We start from the raw sequence: 15719 nt of genomic DNA, 5'->3' as shown, positions 1-15719 counted from the left end.
GGCGTGGTCGGCGCGCTCGGCGCCGTCGCCGCGCAGGCCGACCCCGCGCACGCCGAGCTGGGCGTGCGGACGCGCCTGCGCCGCTCGCAGCGGGGCGACGTGGCGCGGGCGCTGGCCGACGGGAGCCTGGTGCGGACGTTCGCGTTCCGCGGCGCGGTGCACCTCATGACGCCGGACCAGGCGGCCGTGCACCTCGCGCTGCGGGCGTCGAGCCGCATGTGGGAGCGTCCCGGCTGGCGCAGCCACTACGGCCTCGAGCCCGCGGACTGGCCGGTGCTGCGTGCGGCCGTCCGCGACGCGCTCGCCGACGGGCCGCTGACCCGCCCGGAGCTCGCGTCCGCGCTGGCCGACGACCCGCGGTTCGCACACCTGGGCCCGGCGCTCACCGACCCGCAGGCGACGCTGCTCAAGCCGCTCGCGTGGCAGGGCGACGTGTGCCTCGGGCCGTCGCGCGACGGCCGGCTGACCCTCCAGCTCCTCGGCGCGAACCCCCGCTGGCCCGGCCTTCCCGACGTGGAGGAGGCCGGCCCGCAGGCGGTCGAGACGTACCTGCGCGCGTACGGCCCGGCGTCCGAGGCGAACCTCCGGTACTGGCTCGGCGAGGGGCTCGGGGTCCGGCGCGCGGACCTGACCCGCTGGCTCGACGGCCTCGGCGGGCACGTGCGCTGGCTCGAGGTCGACGACGAGCCGCGGCTGGTGCTGGACGAGGACGTGGACGACCTGCTCGCGACGCCGCCGTCCGCGGCGGTGCGGCTGCTGCCGCGGCACGACCAGTGGGTGCTCGGCCCGGGCACCGCGGACATCGCCGTGGTGCCGCCGGCGGTGCGGGGCGACGTCAGCCGGGGGGCCGACCTCGTCGTCGTCGACGGCCGCGTGGCCGGCACGTGGGCGCTGCGCGGCGACACGGTGACCACGCGCTGGGTCGGCGACGTCCCGGCGGCTCCGCTCGCCGCCGTCGAGGAGGAGGTCGCGCGCCTGGCGGGGCTGCTGGGCCGGCCGCTGGGCCACGGAGGGTGACGCCCGCCCCGCCGGGCCCCGCGCCGTCGGTCCCGCGCGCTAGCGTCCGCGGGTGAGCGAGTTCCAGTTCGACGCCCCGCTGTTCCAGGTCCCGAACGGGTCCTGGGTGTTCGCCGAGGTGCCGTTCGCGGTCGCGGACCAGGTGGACGAGCTGACGAGCGGCCGGCAGGGCGGCTTCGGGTCCGTGCGCGTCGAGGTGACCCTCGGCCCCACGACGTGGCGGACGTCGCTGTTCCCCGACAAGGGACGCCGGACCTTCGTGCTGCCCGTCAAGCGCGCGGTGCGCACCGCCGCGGGCGTCGACGCCGGGGACACCGTGCGGGTCGCGCTGCGCCTCGTCGACGTCTGAGCCGGCGCCCGGCTCGACCGCGTTCGACCGGTACGTGTCACCGGCCCGCCGTAGCCTGGCCCGCATGGAGCTCACCCTCGCCCTCGACGAGGCCCTCGTCCTCGCCCGCGCCGCCCAGGTCGTGCCCACCGCCGTGCGGGACGTGCGCGCCACCGGCAGCACCGTCCAGGCGACCGTCGCGGTGCACGAGCTGCCCGGCGTGCCGGGCGCCGTGAAGATGGCGACGCGGCTCGCCGGCCCGGTCGACGTGCGTGTCGAGGACCGCGGCGTCACGGGCCGCACGTGGCAGGTGGCGGTCGTCGCGCAGCACCCGACGCTGCGCATGGACCTGTCCTCGTTCGTGACCGAGGCCGTCCGCGGCCAGCTCGCGAAGCTGCCGGCCGGCGTCGCGACCGCGCGGTCGGAGGGCGGTGCCACGCTCGTCGACGTCGACCTCGACCGGCTCGGCCCGCTGGTGACGTCGTTCCTGCCCGCCGGCCGGGGCGTCGCCCCGCGCGTCGACGACGTGGCGCTCGGCGAGCGGCTGCGGCTCGTCGCGTCCGTCCGCTGACGTGTCGGCCGGCCCGGTCCCCGCGGGCGACGGGTACGAGGTCGACGACGACCCGGCGCGCGTCGACCTGGACGTCGTCTGGGACTTCCTGTCGCGCGAGGCGTACTGGGGCCGCGACCGGAGCCGCGCCGAGGTCGAGGAGCAGGTCCGCACCGCCTGGCGGGTGGTCGGCGCGTACGCGCCCGACGGCGCGCAGGTGGGCTTCGCGCGGGCCGTGTCCGACGGCGTGCGGTTCGCGTACCTGGCCGACGTGTTCGTGCTCGACGCCCACCGCGGCCACGGTCTCGGCACGCGACTCGTGCGGACGATGATCGACGACGGCCCCGGCGCCGACCTGCGCTGGGTGCTGTTCACCGCCGACGCGCACGGCCTGTACGAGCGGTTCGGGTTCGCGCCGCCGGACGCGACGGCGCTCGTGCGCCCCGCCCGGGTCGCGGGCCCGCCGTCGGCTCCGTAGCGTCGCGGAGGTCGCGTCCCGGCGCGGCCCCGCACGCGCGCCCGGCGTGCGGGCGACGCAGCGGCGAGGAGTGAGCATGACGGACGACGCGCAGCACCCGGTCCGGCGCACGATCGTCGTCACCGGTGCCAGCGACGGCATCGGCGCCGCGGCGGTGCGCGCGCTCGCGGCCGAGGGCCGGCACGACGTGGTCGTCGTCGGCCGCGACCCCGACCGCACCCACCAGGTGGCGGACGCGATCGGCGCGCCGGCCTACCTCGCGGACTTCACGCACCTCGACCAGGTGCGCGACCTCGCCGACCGGCTGAACGCGGCGCACCCGCGCATCGACGTGCTGGTCAACAACGCGGGCGGGCTGTTCCCCGAGCACGTGGTCACGGCGGACGGCCTCGAGACGACGTTCCAGGTGGACCACCTCGCGCCCTTCCTGCTGACGCGGCTGCTGCTCGACCGGCTGCTGGCCGCCGGGGGTGCGGTCGTGACGACGTCCAGCGCCGCGCACCACCGGTCCAGCCTGACCGTCGACCGGGCGGGCGTGCTGGGCGGCCCCGCGGACACGCTGCGGTACGTGCCGTTCCGCGCGTACGGCGACGCCAAGCTCGCGAACATCCTGTTCACGCGCGAGCTGCACCGCCGGTACCACCGCGAGGGGCTGGCGTCCGCGGCGGTGCACCCGGGCGGCGTCGCGACGAGCTTCGCGGGCACGTCGCGGGACCTCTTCGGCTGGTTCTACCGCTCGTCGCTGGGCAAGCGCGTGCTGCGCACCCCCGAGGACGGCGCGCGCGACCTCGTCCGCCTCGCCGCCGGCCGGCCCGGTGTCGACTGGCCGTCCGGGCAGTACTGGGCCTCGGGCCGGATCGCCCGGGTGGGCCGCCGCGCCGACGACCCGGAGCTCGCGCGGGTCCTGTGGGAGCACAGCGAGCAGCTCGTCGCCTGATCCGGGCGAGGCGACCCGGACGGACGCGCGCCCACCGCGTGCTGGGCGCGCGTCACGGTCCTCGCGCGTGCCGGTCCGGACCCGTCACCTCCTCACGCGACGGGCGCCGCGGCCGCGGCCGGGGTGCCGAGCGCGCCGCGGCGCCGCAGCTGCCCGGTCGCCCCGAGGACGACCGCCACGACGGCGAGGACGCCCCACCCGACCAGGCCCAGCGGCCCGATCACCGCCATGTCCGGCGTCTCGCCGGCCGCGACGAGCAGCGCCACGAGCCCGCCCACGGCGTTGAGCGACCCGTGCGCGACGACCGCCGGCCAGAGCGACCCGCTGCTCAGCCGCAGCCACCCCAGCAGCACGCCCCACGCGACGCACCCGCCGACCATGAGCAGCACGCCCGTGGCGTCGGTGCGGCCGAAGTTGTAGCCCAGCAGGATCAGCGGCGCGTGCCAGAGGCCCCAGACCGCACCGCTGACGAGCAGCGCCGGCCACGTGCCCAGCGGCAGGAGCGCCGGCAGCAGCCACCCGCGCCAGCCGATCTCCTCACCGAGCGCGAGCAGGCTGTTGACGAGGGCGGCCAGCGGGATCGCGAGCAGCTGCGCGGCGACCAGCACCGCGACGGGCGGCACGGACGCGCCCGCGGGCAGCGTGGCCTCCACCTGCGCGGCGAAGCCGGAGAAGCCGACGAGGTCCAGGTCGACGAGGCCGAGCGCACCCGCCACGAGCGTCGTCACGGCGACGACGACCAGCGGCACGACGAGCCCGACGGCGGTGAGGCCGACGGTGCGGCGCACCGGGCGCAGCGGCCACGCGCCGAGGGCCCGCAGCCGGTCCCGCGCGGGCACGCGGAGCAGCAGCGTGACGACGAGGACCGCGACGGCCGGCGTCCACATCGTCACCGCGGCCAGCACGGCGAACAGCGGCGACGCGAGGCCGTCCCCCGCCCACAGCGGTGCGGCCGCGAGCCACGCGAGGCCGCACGCGACGACGACGAACGTGACGACCGCGCGCCACGGCACGCGCGCGGGCCAGGCGGACGTGCCGGGGCCGGACGGCGGCGGGGCGGAGGGCGCGGCGGCGCCCCCCGACGTGGGCGGGACCGGTGCGGGGACGGTCATGGCGGGCCTCCCGGGGTGGTGGAGCCGGACGGTCGAGAAGACCGACGAGGACGGCGCCCGACCGGGGTCGGCGGCGGTCGTCGGCAGCGGGATCGAAGCGCTTGTTCTACAAGTTACCAAACATCGACACACCGCCGCACCCGCCCGGTCGCGCGCACCCCGACCGCTTCGTAGCGTCGTCCCGGACGCGCCCGGCGCACCGCCCGGGCGGCACGACCCCACGAGGAGGCGCCATGCGGTCGGCAGAGGTCCTGGCGAACGGGTTCGGACGCATCGGGGAGGACCTGCGCGCGGCGCTCGACGGCGCCGACGACGCGCTCCTCACGCGCCGCCCGGACCCCGACGCCACCACGCTCGCCTGGCTCGCGTGGCACACCGCGCGCGTGCAGGACGCGCAGGTCGCGCCGCTCGCGGGCGTCGCGGAGGTGTGGACGGCGCAGGGCTGGTCGGAGCGCTTCGGCCTGCCGTTCGACGACGCCGCGACGGGCTACGGCCAGTCGCCCCACGAGGTCGGGCAGGTCCGCGCGCCGGCGGAGCTGCTGCTCGGCTACCTCGAGGCGACGACGGCGCAGACCCTGGCGTACCTCGAGCGACTCACCGACGACGACCTCGACGTGGTGGTCGACGAGGACTGGGACCCGCCCGTCACGCTCGGCGTCCGGCTCATCAGCGTGCTCGCCGACGACCTGCAGCACGCCGGGCAGGCGTCCTACCTGCGGGGCGTGCTCGACCGCACGCGCTGACGCGGGCCCCGGCGCCGGGACGGCCGGTCAGCACCACGGCGGCAGGTGGACGGCGGCGGTCCGCACGCTGGTCGCCGACCGCACCGCGTCCTCGACCGCGGCACGCACCGCGGTCGCGGCCGCGGCCTGCACGGCGACCAGCGCGGCGACCCGGCCCGGCCGGTCGGCGGGCATCTCGACCGCTCCCGTGGCCAGCGCGAACACGGTGTCGCCGTCGGCGAGCGTGTGCACCGGGTCGAGCGCGCGGGCGAGCCCGTCGTGCGCGGCGGTCGCGGTGCGCGACGTCTCGGCGGGGTCCAGCGCGGCGTCGGTCGCGACGACGACGAGCGTGGTGTTGAGCGGGGCGCCGTCGCCCGTCGCGCCACCCGCCGCGACGACACGGGGGGCACCGTCCGGCCCGAGCGGACCGCCCGGGGGCGACGCCGGCCCGCCCAGCCCGACCGGCGCCCCGGCCGCGTTCACCACCACGAGCGCGCCGACGACCACGCCGACGTCGTCCATGCGCACGGACGCCGTCCCGACGCCGCCCTTGTACGCGGCGCCCGCGAGCGCGGCTCCCGTGCCGGCGCCGACGGAGCCGCGCGCGACCGGTGCGCCGTCGCCGGACGCGTCCGCCGCGGCGGCGGCCTCGTACCCCGTGGCGACGGTCGGGTGGTGCCCGAAGACGCCGCCGCGGCCGAGGTCGAAGACGGCGGCGGCCGGGACGATCGGCACGACCTCCCCCGGCACGGCCGACACCGGGTAGCCGCGCCCCCGCTCGGCCAGCCACTGCTGCGCGCCGTGCGCGCTCACCAGGCCGAACGCGCTGCCCCCGGTGAGCACCACGGCGTCCACCGTCGGCACGAGCGTGCGCGGGTCCAGCGCGTCGGTCTCGTGCGTGCCCGGTCCCCCGCCCCGCACGTCGACGCCGCCGACGGTGCCGGGCGGCGGCAGGACGACGGTGACGCCGGTGAGCCAGCCGTCGCCGGTGCGGGTGGCGTGCCCGACCCGCACGCCCGGGACGTCGGTCAGGGCCCCGGGAGGGCCGCCGGTCGGGGCGTCGCGCTCGTCCACGCTCCCCAGCCTGGCACGCCTCCCGCTCGCCCCGGACAGGCGCCCGGGACACCCGTCCGACCGGAGGCCTCGCATTCGCGGCGCGGGACCGTTAGTGTTGTGGCCGTAGTCGCAGTGCTCAGCTTGTCGGTCCGGGTGCGAACCCGGGCATCACGTTCTCCGGAGCGGACGACGGCCACCGTGATTCACCCGGTCCCGGTCGTCGGGGTCGCAGCAACCCGCATGAGGAGAAACAATGCCTACTGGCATCGTGAAGTGGTTCAACGCCGAGAAGGGCTTCGGCTTCATCGCCCCCGAGGACGGCGGCGCCGACGTGTTCGTGCACTACTCCGCCATCACGACGAGCGGCTACCGCTCGCTCGAGGAGAACCAGCGCGTGCAGTTCGACGTCCAGCAGGGCCCCAAGGGTCCGCAGGCGTCCAACGTCTCGCCGGTCTGAGCACCACCACAGCTCATCACGAGGGCGTCCCGGCTTCGGCCGGGGCGCCCTCGTGGCGTCTCCACCCGCACGCTCACCCGTGGGCCCGTATCACCGCGGGCTCGTGAGCGCCCCTCCCGGCAGGAGCCGTCCGGCTCCGCGCAGGCACGGGAGGGCACCATGGGACTCAGCACGTCCGCCATCAACCTCATCGGGCGGCACGCGCCCGAGATCTTCGACCTGCTCGGCAACCCCGACGGTCCGCTGGTGCGCGTCGGGGTCCGCACGCGCCGCGCCGACGCGGTCGCGCTCAACCCCCAGCCCCTGCCGCCGGGCATGCAGGCCGGGCTCCTCGCCGCGGCGGAGCTGCTGCGGACGGCGTCGACCGCCGACCGGCTCGACATCGGCGCCCGGTTCGACATCGACGACTGGTGCGGGACGCCGCCGCGGCGCCCGCCGTTCGTCTGGCCGCCGGCGCCGTGGCCGCCGGTCGACCCGCGCGGGCCGCAGCCCGACCCGTGGGCGGAGTACCACCTCGGCCTCGCGGTCGGCCTCGAGGCGGGCGCCCACCTGTGGGAGGGCCTCGCGGGGGCGGAGCAGATCACGGGCATCCACGACCGGGCGCTGGAGACGGCGGCCGGCAAGGTCGGGTGACGCACCGCGGCACTATCTTGTACGGCTATCTAGTCAGGCGTACTGTCTAGCCCGTGACCGACACCGCGCAGCCCCCGCCGGCCGACTGGCCCGGCGAGTGGCTGCGCGGCGTCCTCACGCTCTGCGTGCTGCGAGTCCTCGCCGACGGCCCCACGTACGGGTACGACGTCGCGCAGCGCCTCGACGCCGCCGGGCTCGGCGAGGTGAAGGGCGGCACGCTCTACCCGCTGCTCGGCCGGCTGCACACCGCCGACCTCGTCCGCGAGGAGTGGCGCCCCGGCGACGGCGGGCCCGGCCGCAAGTACTACGAGCTCACCACCGCCGGCCGCGACCGCCTGCGCCGGGACGCCGCCGAGTGGGCCCGCTTCGCCGACCTCACCCGCACGTTCGTCACGGGGCGGGGCGACGACGCCGCGCCCGTGCCCGCCACCGGCCGGGAGGCCCTCCGATGACCCCAGAGCTGCAGGACATCGCCCCGCACGTCGACGCGACGTGGCGGGAGGAGCTGGTGCTGGAGCTGCGGCTGTACGACGTGCCGGGCGACGCCATCGGCGGCGCGCTCGCCGAGGTCGAGGCGCACTGCGTCGACTCCGGCGAGGACGCGCAGGAGGCGTTCGGCGACGCCCGGACGTACGCCGCGTCGCTCGCGCGGGCCACGGGACGCCGCGACGACGAGCCGCTGCCCCTGCGCACCGTCGGGCCCGCCGCCGCGGAGACGGTCGGCATCATGGCGACCACGACGGGTGCGGTCGCCCTGCTGCGCGGCCAGCCGGCGGACGTGCACCTGTCCGCGGTCGTGCTCCTCCTGCTGCTGGGGGTGGCCTTCGTCGGCGTCGTCCGCCGCCCGACGCCCGTGCTCCGCCTCCTCCTCGACACGGGCCCCTGGCGCGTCGCCCTCGCGTCGCTGGCGCTCCCGGCCGTGCTCGTGGCCGTGCACCTGCTGGCCCCGGACGCGGCGCTCGCACTGCCGGCCGCGCCGCTGACGGGGCTCGGCCTGGTGCTGCTGACCACGTGCACGGTCCTGCGGCTGACCCGCGGTCCGCGGCTCGACGACGACCCGGTCCTGCCGCCCGGCGGCGCGGACACCTCGGACCGTGCCGCGGCCCCCCGGCGGACGCCGTGGCAGCTACGGCTCCTCGAGCACGCGGACGTGTGGGGCGCGTGGGTGACGACGGCGGTGCTGGTCACGGTGCTCGGGCTCGCGCTCCGCGGCTGACGGCCGTCCCCGTCGCCACCGGCGCGGCGGCGAGCGGCGCCGAGCACGAGCGCGGCGCCGCGACCGGTGGTCCGGCCGCGACGCCGCGCTCGTCGTGCTGCGGTGGGTGCCGCCGTCAGCGCAGCGGCACCGTGATCCGCTCGACCAGCGTGACCAGCGTCGTGCGGGCCGCCGGGCTGGCGGACGACAGGCGCGTGTCGCGCATGCGCTCGAGCCGCTTCGCCCACGTGTCGAGCGCGGCGACGACCACGCGCGTCTGCCCGCGGTCGGCCGCCCGGTCGGCGATCTCGATCGCGGCGACGCCCTCGAGCACCGCCACCCCGCGCAGGTCGCCCGACGCGACGAGCCGCCGGAACGTGTCCCGCAGCGCGTCGACGCTGCCCGGCAGCCACGCCTGCGCGACCGGCAACGTCGTCATGTCGGTGTCGGAGGCCAGGTAGAAGCCGGGGTACGACGGCTGGTTGTACGTCGTCTGCTGCCGCGCCACCTCGGCCCGGTACTGCGGGTCGTGCATGAGCGTGACGAGCCCGCGGTCCGTCACCTCGGTGGAGAGGAACACGCGGATGGCGGACGAGTCGGCGGTCCGCACGAACAGCTCCTCGCGCCAGTCGCCGAGCACGTCGGCCACGAGCGACGGGTTGCCCTTCGTGCCGTTGTTCGTCCGCGTGCCCGCGGCGGTGAGCAGCGTGCCGCGGGCGGCGTCGTCGATGGTCGGCGTCTGGTCACCGGAGCCGTTGACGAGCTGCGTCGTGCCGTCCGCCGCCCAGCGGATCGACTGGTTGGTGCCGTAGATGGTCGGCTGGAGCACGTCACCGTCCGCGGAGTAGAGGCCGGACGCGTCCGAGCCGCCGGGCAGGCTCGCCCACGCCTCCAGGCCCGGCACGTCGGGACGGACGTCGCCGATCATCCCGCGCCCGGTGTCCCGGCCGGAGTAGACGCCGAAGAGCGTCTCGCCGGTCGCCGCGTCGCGCATCGCCATGCCGTACGGCGCGTACGCGCCGCCCTCGTGCACGGTGAAGATCTCCAGCCCGGGGCGGGCCGGGTCGACGTCGGTGACGTGCATGGCGTCGCCGTGGCCGAGCCGCGCCTGCTCGCCGGGCGTCGCGCTGCCCTCGGGCATCTCGGCGAACGACGAGTAGAGCAGGGAGCCGTCGTCGTCGATCGTCGCGGAGCCGTAGACGACCTCGTGCCTGCCGTCGCCGTCCACGTCGGCCGCGGACATCGAGTGGAAGCCCTGCGTGGTGATCGTGCCGAACTCCGGGTCGGTGCCGTCGCGCCCGTGCGGCCCGTCGTCGAACGGGTTCGTCATGGGCGTCCAGCCGGAGTCGACGTACCAGCGCTCCTTCAGCGCCCGGCCGTCCCAGTCGTACGCGACCAGCGTCGAGCGCGTGTAGTAGCCGCGCGCGAACACCGCCGACGGCTGCGTGCCGTCGAGGTAGGCGACGCCGGCGAGGAAGCGGTCGACGCGGTTGCCGGGCTCGATGCGGGACATCGCGTAGTCGCCCCACAGCAGCCCGTCGTCCGTGCGGCCGGGCTTGTAGTCGACCGTCTGGAGCTCGCGGCCGTCGCCGCCGACCACCGTGAGGTACTCCGGGCCCTCGAGGACGAAGCCCGCGAAGTTCCGCAGCACGTTGCGGGCCGACCGGCCGGGCGCGTAGACGTCCATGAAGTAGTCGGTCAGCGCGCGGGCGTCCGCGTCGGAGAGGGGGTAGGTGTACTGCGGCGCGATGCCGAACGCCTCCTCGAGCGTCGCCGGCCACTGCCCGGAGACGACCTCCTCGCGCGTCGACCAGCCGCGGAACATCCCGACGACGTGCTCGTAGTAGTCCGCGGCGCTCATGCGGTAGTCGTCGGCGTGCGTGACGCCGGCGGCGACGTCGTCGGCCGGCAGCGTGATCGGCCGCGGCGCGGACGGCGTCCCGTCGGGCGCGTACGTCGTGATCGTGGTGCCGGGCGCCGTCTTCAGCATCATCTCGGCGCGGCCGTCGCCGTCGAAGTCCGCGACGGGGAACTGCGTGTAGTGCGCGCCGGCGCGGATGTTGACGCCGAGGTCCATGCGCCACAGCTGCGTGCCGTCGAGCTCGTAGGCGTCCACGTACACGTTGCCGGTGTACCCGACCTGCGACACGTCCTTGGAGTTGGACGGGTCCCACTTGACGACGAACTCGTACGCGCCGTCGCCGTCGAGGTCGCCCACGCTCATGTCGTTCGCGGCGTACGTGTACGCCTCGCCGGCCGGGGTGACCCCGTCCGCGGGCTTGTCCAGCGGGATGTCGTGGTGCCCGGCCCACGGCGTCGCGTCGGCGCTGACGTCGACCTCGACGCCGTCGACGACGGCCGCGACCCGGTACACCGACGCCGCGGTGCCGTCCGCGTCGAGGAGGTTGGTGGCCCCCTCGACCGTGTCGATGCGCGTGCCGTCGCGGTAGACGGCGAACTGCGGCCCGGTCTGCGTGGTGGGCGTCGCCCCCGTCACCTCGGGGGCGAGCAGGCGCCAGGACAGGAACACCCCCTCGGACGTCGCGACGGCGACGAGGCCGCGGTCGAGGCGCTCGAGCCGGACGGCGTCGGGGCCGTGGCCGCGGGCCGCCGCGGCGGCGGTGCCGGGTCCCGCTGCGGCGGGAGCGGCTGCGGACGCCGGCGCGACGGCCCCGGCCAGCGCGAGGGCGCCGACGCACGCGGCGGCGGGCAGGGCGGTCAGGAGGTGCACACGTCGTCGGGTGCGCAGGGTCATCGGTTCCCCTTCCGGAGCCGGACGGGACGCGGGTGCGGTCGTCGGTGACCGCGGCGTCGCGACGAGAAAGCGCTATCCGCCCGTTTTGATCGATTCAACGCCGCCCGGGCCCGCCAGGTCAACACCCCGGCACGACCCGCGTGCGCGCCGCCCGGGTGACGTGACGCGGCCACGTGTCGGACCGGACCGGGCGCCGCAGGCCCTGCCCCTACACTCGGCACGTGATCTTCAAGGCCGTGGGCGACGGGCGCCCGTACCCGGACCACGGGCGCGTCACCCCCGCGCAGTGGGCGGACGTCCCGCCCCGCCAGGTGCGGCTGGACGAGCTGGTCACCACCAAGCGCACGCTGGACCTGGCGGCGCTGCTGGCCGAGGACTCCACCTTCTACGGCGACCTGTTCGCGCACGTCGTCCAGCACAAGGGCGTGATGTACCTCGAGGACGGCCTGCACCGCGCCGTCCGTGCCGCCCTGCAGCAGCGTGCGCTCCTGCACGCGCGCGTGCTGGTGCTGAGCTGAGGCAGGGGGCGTCGTGAGCGACCAGGACAGGGCCCGGCAGCTGCGGCGCCGGCACATGCACGAGCGGCAGGCGGTCGTCTTCGGCGTCCTGCTGGCCGGGCTCGCGGTGGCGGGCGTCGGCTCGGCCGCGCTCTACACCGAGAGCATCTCGGTGCCGTTCCTCGACCGGGACTTCACGCGGCTCGCGACGCCGTCGCCCACCGCGGAGGCGTACTGCCCGCCCGAGGGCGCGCTGCCCGTGCCGGCCGACCAGGTCCCCGTCAACGTCCTCAACGGCGCCGGCCGGGCCGGTCTGGCCGCGTCGACGGCGACCGCCCTGCAGGAGCGGGGCTTCGCGGTCGCGGCGACGGACAACGGCGCCTCGACGGGCGGGGTGGGCCGCATCACCTCCGGCCGCAACGGCATCGCCGCCGCGTACACGCTCCGCGCGCACCTGCCCGACGCCCAGCTGGCGCTCGACCCGCGCGAGGACGCCAGCGTCGACCTGGTGCTCGGCTCCGACTTCGAGCAGCTGCTGCCGGTCGAGCAGCTGGTCCTCGACCCCGCCGTCCCGCTGACGGGTCCCGAGGGGTGCATCCCGTTCGCCGAGCTCGAGCAGGCCGCGCAGCAGGCGCCGGCCGCGGAGGAGCCCGCCGCCGAGGACCCGGCCGTGGAGCCCGCACCCGAGGGCTGAGGCACCACGGCCGGTCCGCCGGTCAGTGCCGCAGCTCCTCGCCGCCGGGCACGGAGGCGGGGGTCGCCGGCTCGTCGTGCGTGCCGCGCCACCGGGCCACGGCCCGCATGAGGTGGTAGAGCCCGATCGCGGCGGCCGTGCCCAGCGCGATGCCCTCGAACCGCAGCTCGCCCGCGGCCCACGAGTAGTTCGCGATGCCGATGATGAGCGCGACGGCGGCCGGCATGAGGTTGACCGGCGACGAGAAGTCGACCCGGTTCTGCACCCAGATGCGCGCGCCCAGCAGGCCGATCATCCCGTAGAGCACCGTCGCGGCGCCGCCGAGGACGCCGTCGGGGATCGTGGCGACGAGCGCGCCGAACTTCGGCGACAGCGACAGCAGCAGCGCGGTCGCGGCGGCCACCCAGTACGCGGCCGTCGAGTACACGCGCGAGGCGGCCATGACGCCGATGTTCTCCGCGTACGTCGTCGTGCCCGAGCCGCCGCCGACACCGGCGAGGGTCGTCGCGAGGCCGTCGGCGACGAGCGCGCGGCCGACGTACGGGTCCAGGTCCGTGTCGGTCATGGCCGCGACGGACTTCACGTGGCCGACGTTCTCGGCGACGAGCACGAGCACCACGGGGAGGAACAACCCGAGCACGGCCGGGTCGAAGGTCGGCGTGACGAACGGCGGCAGCCCCACCCACGCGGCGTCGGCGACGGCGTCGAGGTCCACCTCGCCGCGCAGCAGCGCCACGGCGTACCCCACGAGCACCCCGACGAGGATCGACAGGCGGCCGAGGATGCCGCGGAACAGCACGGTCACCAGCACGATCGCCAGCAGGGTGACCGTCGCGGTGACGGGCGCCGCGCGGAACCCGGAGCAGTCGTCGCCGGTGCACGAGCCCCACGCCGCGGGCGCCAGGTTGAAGCCGATGAGCGCGACGATCGTGCCCGTGACGACCGGGGGCATGAGCGCGTCGATCCACCGCGTGCCCGCGACGTGCGCGACGACCCCGACGACCGCGAGCGCGAGGCCCGTGACGAGGATGCCGCCCACCGCCACCGACTGGCCGCCGGACGCCGTCGCCGCACCGATGGGCGCGATGAACGCGAAGCTCGAGCCCAGGTAGCTGGGCAGCCGGTTGCGCGTCACCAGCAGGAACAGCGCCGTCCCCAGCGCCGAGAAGAACAGCGTCGTCTGCGGCGAGAAGCCCGTGATGAGCGGGACGAGGAACGTCGCGCCGAACATCGCGACGACGTGCTGCATCCCGATGCCGATCGTGCGGCCCCACGCCAGGCGCTCGCCCGGCGCCACCACCTCGCCCGGTGCGACGGACCTGCCGTCCCCGTGCACGCTCCAGCCCCAGCCCGCCACGCGACCACGCTCCTTCTGCGTCGGCGCGCCGCACCACGCGTGCGCACCGGGGGCGAGGCTAGCCACTCCGTGTCACGCCGGTGTCACGCCGCCCCGGCGCACGCCCGGGAGGCGGTCGCGCGGGGCCCGTGCGACGGTGGTGGACCTCTTCCCCGAGACGAAGGAGGCCGAGGATGACCGTCCCGACGACCCCCGACGAGCAGCGTCCCGCGCACGACGACCGCGCCACGGGCGCGGCGCCCGACCCCGTGCGCGGCACCGCCCCGCAGGCCCCTCCCGCCCCCGACGACGTCGAGGACGACAGCGACCCGACGCAGCGCCGCGGGCTCGTGCCGCCCTTCCCGCCGTCGCCCGGCGGGATCTCGGGCACGGGCACCGGCGGCGTCGCCGCCGCGGCGGCCGGCGGCGTGGCCGAGCCGATCGGCCGCGGGAACGACGACGCGGACGACGAGCGCCGCTGACGACGCGCTGACGGGGCGCGACGCCCCCGCACCCGCCCGACGGGGGCCGCCGGACCACCGGCGGCCCCCGTCGACGTGTCCGCTCGACCCGTCCCTCGACCGGTCCCCGGATCCGTCGCCCGGACGACCCCCGGGGCGCCACGCCGGTCGCGTAGCCTGGCGCCGACGTGCCCCCGTCCGGCCCCGGAGGTCACCCTGCCCGGCACCACCGCCCGCGCGCGCCCGCGTGCCGCCACCGCGGCCGTCTGGGTCGGGTTCGTGCTCGTCCACGCGTGGCTCACCCGCCTCGGCACCGTGGAGCTGCGGCAGGACTCCTTCGGCGACGTCGACCTGTACCGGCGCTGGGTGGACGCGGGCCTGACGGCGGGCTGGTGGCCCGTGCTGGACGAGGCGTGGGTGTACCCGCCGGCGGCGCTCGTGCCGCTGCTCGCGCCGGCGGCCGTCGCCGGGTCGGCGTCGCCCGACGCGTACGCGCTCGCGTGGTGCGGGCTGGTCACGCTGCTCGACGCGGTCGCCGTCGCCGCGCTCCTGCGACGCCCCGGCGGCCACGTCGCCGCCGGGTGGTGGCTCGCCTTCCTGGTGCTGCTGGGACCCGTCGCGATCGGCCGGCTCGACTCCGTGGTGGCACCGGTCTCGGTGCTCGCGCTGCTCGCGGCCCTCTCGGCGCCGCGCGTCTCCGCCGCGCTGGTCACGGCCGGGGCGTGGGTGAAGGTCTCGCCCGGCGCGGCGATCGTGCCGCTCGCGCTCGCGTCGCGGCGGCCCTGGCGGGACGTCGTCGCGCCGGCGGCGGCCGTGTGCGTCCTCGTCGTCGGCACGGTCGTGGCGCTGGGCGGCGCGCGCAACGTGGCGTCGTTCGTGCTGGAGCAGGGGTCGCGCGGCCTGCAGATCGAGTCCGTCGGCGCGACGCCGTGGCTCGTCGCGGGGCTGTGGTCGCCGTCGGTCCAGCGGTACCTCAACGGCGAGCTCGTGACGTACGAGATCGCCGGCCCGGGCACGCAGACCATGGCCGACGTGCTGGGCGCGGGCCTCGTCGTCGGCGTGCTGCTCGCGACGGTCGTCCTGTGGTGGTGCCGGCGCCGCGACGGCGCGACGTTCTGGACCGACGACGCCGTGCGCGGGGACTTCGTCGTGCGGGGCGCGTTCCTCATGGCGCTCGTGCTCATCGTCGCGAACAAGGTCGGCAGCCCGCAGTTCATCACGTGGCTGGCGCCGCCCGTCGCCGTCGGCCTGGCGCTCGGCCTGCCCTGGTGGCGGCGCACCGCGGCGGCGCTGGCCGGCGTCGCGGCGGCGACGCAGGTCGTGTACCCGTGGTGGTACGACGACGTGCTGCGGGGCGTCACCGGGACGACGCTGCTGCTCGCCGCGCGCAACGTCGCGGTCGTCGCCCTGCTGGTCGTCACGGTCGTGCACCTGCTGCGCCCGCCCTCGACGGCGCGCGTGGGCGGACCCGCGACGGACGCGGCCGACGGC

18 protein-coding genes are annotated in these 15719 nt (G+C 76.7%); 14 read left to right on the top strand and 4 right to left on the bottom strand.

Annotation, left to right across the window (positions count from 1 at the left end):
* The 5 genes from AB6N23_RS12575 to AB6N23_RS12555 form a co-directional block, all read left to right on the top strand.
* Positions 1 to 1017 (top strand): DNA glycosylase AlkZ-like family protein (locus tag AB6N23_RS12575; RefSeq protein ID WP_412866389.1); only part of this gene is annotated, 1017 nt, incomplete at its 5' end.
* Positions 1018 to 1069: 52 nt separating this feature from the next.
* The gene (locus AB6N23_RS12570) at positions 1070 to 1366 is read left to right on the top strand and encodes a DUF1905 domain-containing protein (RefSeq protein WP_412866388.1); all 297 of its coding nucleotides are present in this window, start codon (positions 1070 to 1072) and stop codon (positions 1364 to 1366) included.
* A gap of 64 nt (positions 1367 to 1430) precedes the next feature.
* Complete coding sequence (locus AB6N23_RS12565; RefSeq protein WP_412866387.1) at positions 1431 to 1916, top strand: hypothetical protein; 486 nt, start codon at positions 1431 to 1433, stop codon at positions 1914 to 1916.
* Position 1917: 1 nt separating this feature from the next.
* Positions 1918 to 2373, top strand: a complete 456-nt coding sequence (locus tag AB6N23_RS12560) for a GNAT family N-acetyltransferase (RefSeq protein WP_412866386.1) — start codon at positions 1918 to 1920, stop codon at positions 2371 to 2373.
* Positions 2374 to 2449: 76 nt separating this feature from the next.
* The gene (locus tag AB6N23_RS12555) at positions 2450 to 3310 is read left to right on the top strand and encodes an SDR family NAD(P)-dependent oxidoreductase (protein ID WP_412866385.1); all 861 of its coding nucleotides are present in this window, start codon (positions 2450 to 2452) and stop codon (positions 3308 to 3310) included.
* A gap of 92 nt (positions 3311 to 3402) precedes the next feature.
* Here AB6N23_RS12555 and AB6N23_RS12550 read toward each other — a convergent pair whose 3' ends face one another.
* Positions 3403 to 4422, bottom strand: a complete 1020-nt coding sequence (locus tag AB6N23_RS12550) for a CPBP family intramembrane glutamic endopeptidase (protein ID WP_412866384.1) — start codon at positions 4420 to 4422, stop codon at positions 3403 to 3405.
* 233 nt (positions 4423 to 4655) lie between these two features.
* On the opposite strand from AB6N23_RS12550, the gene AB6N23_RS12545 reads away from it, so the two are divergent.
* Entirely contained in the window at positions 4656 to 5165 is a 510-nt protein-coding gene (locus AB6N23_RS12545) for a mycothiol transferase (RefSeq protein ID WP_412866383.1), read from the top strand.
* Between the two features lie 27 nt (positions 5166 to 5192).
* On the opposite strand, the gene AB6N23_RS12540 is transcribed toward AB6N23_RS12545, so the two are convergent.
* Positions 5193 to 6218: a P1 family peptidase gene (locus AB6N23_RS12540; protein WP_412866382.1), complete on the bottom strand. Its 1026-nt coding sequence runs from the start codon at positions 6216 to 6218 to the stop codon at positions 5193 to 5195.
* A gap of 235 nt (positions 6219 to 6453) precedes the next feature.
* Here AB6N23_RS12540 and cspE point away from each other — a divergent pair, with 235 nt between their 5' ends.
* The 4 genes from cspE to AB6N23_RS12520 all read left to right on the top strand — a co-directional run bounded on the left by cspE (position 6454) and on the right by AB6N23_RS12520 (position 8506).
* Positions 6454 to 6657, top strand: a complete 204-nt coding sequence (gene cspE, locus AB6N23_RS12535) for a transcription antiterminator/RNA stability regulator CspE (RefSeq protein ID WP_378208906.1) — start codon at positions 6454 to 6456, stop codon at positions 6655 to 6657.
* A gap of 159 nt (positions 6658 to 6816) precedes the next feature.
* A complete protein-coding gene (locus AB6N23_RS12530) occupies positions 6817 to 7290 on the top strand; it encodes a hypothetical protein (RefSeq protein WP_412866381.1) in 474 nt (157 codons plus the stop codon).
* Between the two features lie 53 nt (positions 7291 to 7343).
* Entirely contained in the window at positions 7344 to 7742 is a 399-nt protein-coding gene (locus tag AB6N23_RS12525; RefSeq protein WP_412866380.1) for a PadR family transcriptional regulator, read from the top strand.
* Positions 7739 to 8506, top strand: coding sequence for a hypothetical protein (locus AB6N23_RS12520; RefSeq protein ID WP_412866379.1), 768 nt, complete (start codon positions 7739 to 7741; stop codon positions 8504 to 8506). The genes AB6N23_RS12525 and AB6N23_RS12520 overlap by 4 nt, the downstream gene beginning before the upstream one ends.
* 115 nt (positions 8507 to 8621) lie before the next feature.
* On the opposite strand, the gene AB6N23_RS12515 is transcribed toward AB6N23_RS12520, so the two are convergent.
* Positions 8622 to 11240, bottom strand: coding sequence for a rhamnogalacturonan lyase (locus AB6N23_RS12515; protein WP_412866378.1), 2619 nt, complete (start codon positions 11238 to 11240; stop codon positions 8622 to 8624).
* Positions 11241 to 11461: 221 nt separating this feature from the next.
* On the opposite strand from AB6N23_RS12515, the gene AB6N23_RS12510 reads away from it, so the two are divergent.
* Together AB6N23_RS12510 and AB6N23_RS12505 are read left to right on the top strand one after the other, a co-directional pair.
* Positions 11462 to 11758 carry a type II toxin-antitoxin system VapB family antitoxin gene (locus AB6N23_RS12510; RefSeq protein WP_378208938.1) on the top strand — a complete coding sequence of 99 codons (297 nt, stop codon included), beginning with the start codon at positions 11462 to 11464 and terminating at the stop codon, positions 11756 to 11758.
* A 13-nt stretch (positions 11759 to 11771) separates the two neighbouring features.
* Positions 11772 to 12431: a LytR C-terminal domain-containing protein gene (locus tag AB6N23_RS12505; protein WP_412866377.1), complete on the top strand. Its 660-nt coding sequence runs from the start codon at positions 11772 to 11774 to the stop codon at positions 12429 to 12431.
* 22 nt (positions 12432 to 12453) lie between these two features.
* On the opposite strand, the gene AB6N23_RS12500 is transcribed toward AB6N23_RS12505, so the two are convergent.
* Positions 12454 to 13788, bottom strand: coding sequence for a uracil-xanthine permease family protein (locus tag AB6N23_RS12500; protein WP_412866376.1), 1335 nt, complete (start codon positions 13786 to 13788; stop codon positions 12454 to 12456).
* 173 nt (positions 13789 to 13961) lie between these two features.
* Between AB6N23_RS12500 and AB6N23_RS12495 the strand changes: the two genes are divergently transcribed.
* The gene (locus AB6N23_RS12495; RefSeq protein ID WP_412866375.1) at positions 13962 to 14249 is read left to right on the top strand and encodes a hypothetical protein; all 288 of its coding nucleotides are present in this window, start codon (positions 13962 to 13964) and stop codon (positions 14247 to 14249) included.
* A 258-nt stretch (positions 14250 to 14507) separates the two neighbouring features.
* The coding region (locus tag AB6N23_RS12490; protein ID WP_412866374.1) for a glycosyltransferase 87 family protein at positions 14508 to 15719 on the top strand (1212 nt) is incomplete at its 3' end.

It is taken from the genome of Cellulomonas pasadenensis, assembly GCF_047229365.1.
In the GTDB taxonomy this organism is placed as follows: domain Bacteria; phylum Actinomycetota; class Actinomycetes; order Actinomycetales; family Cellulomonadaceae; genus Cellulomonas.
Note: the sequence above shows the minus strand (reverse complement) of the source record. Positions and strands in the feature narration are given on the sequence as shown.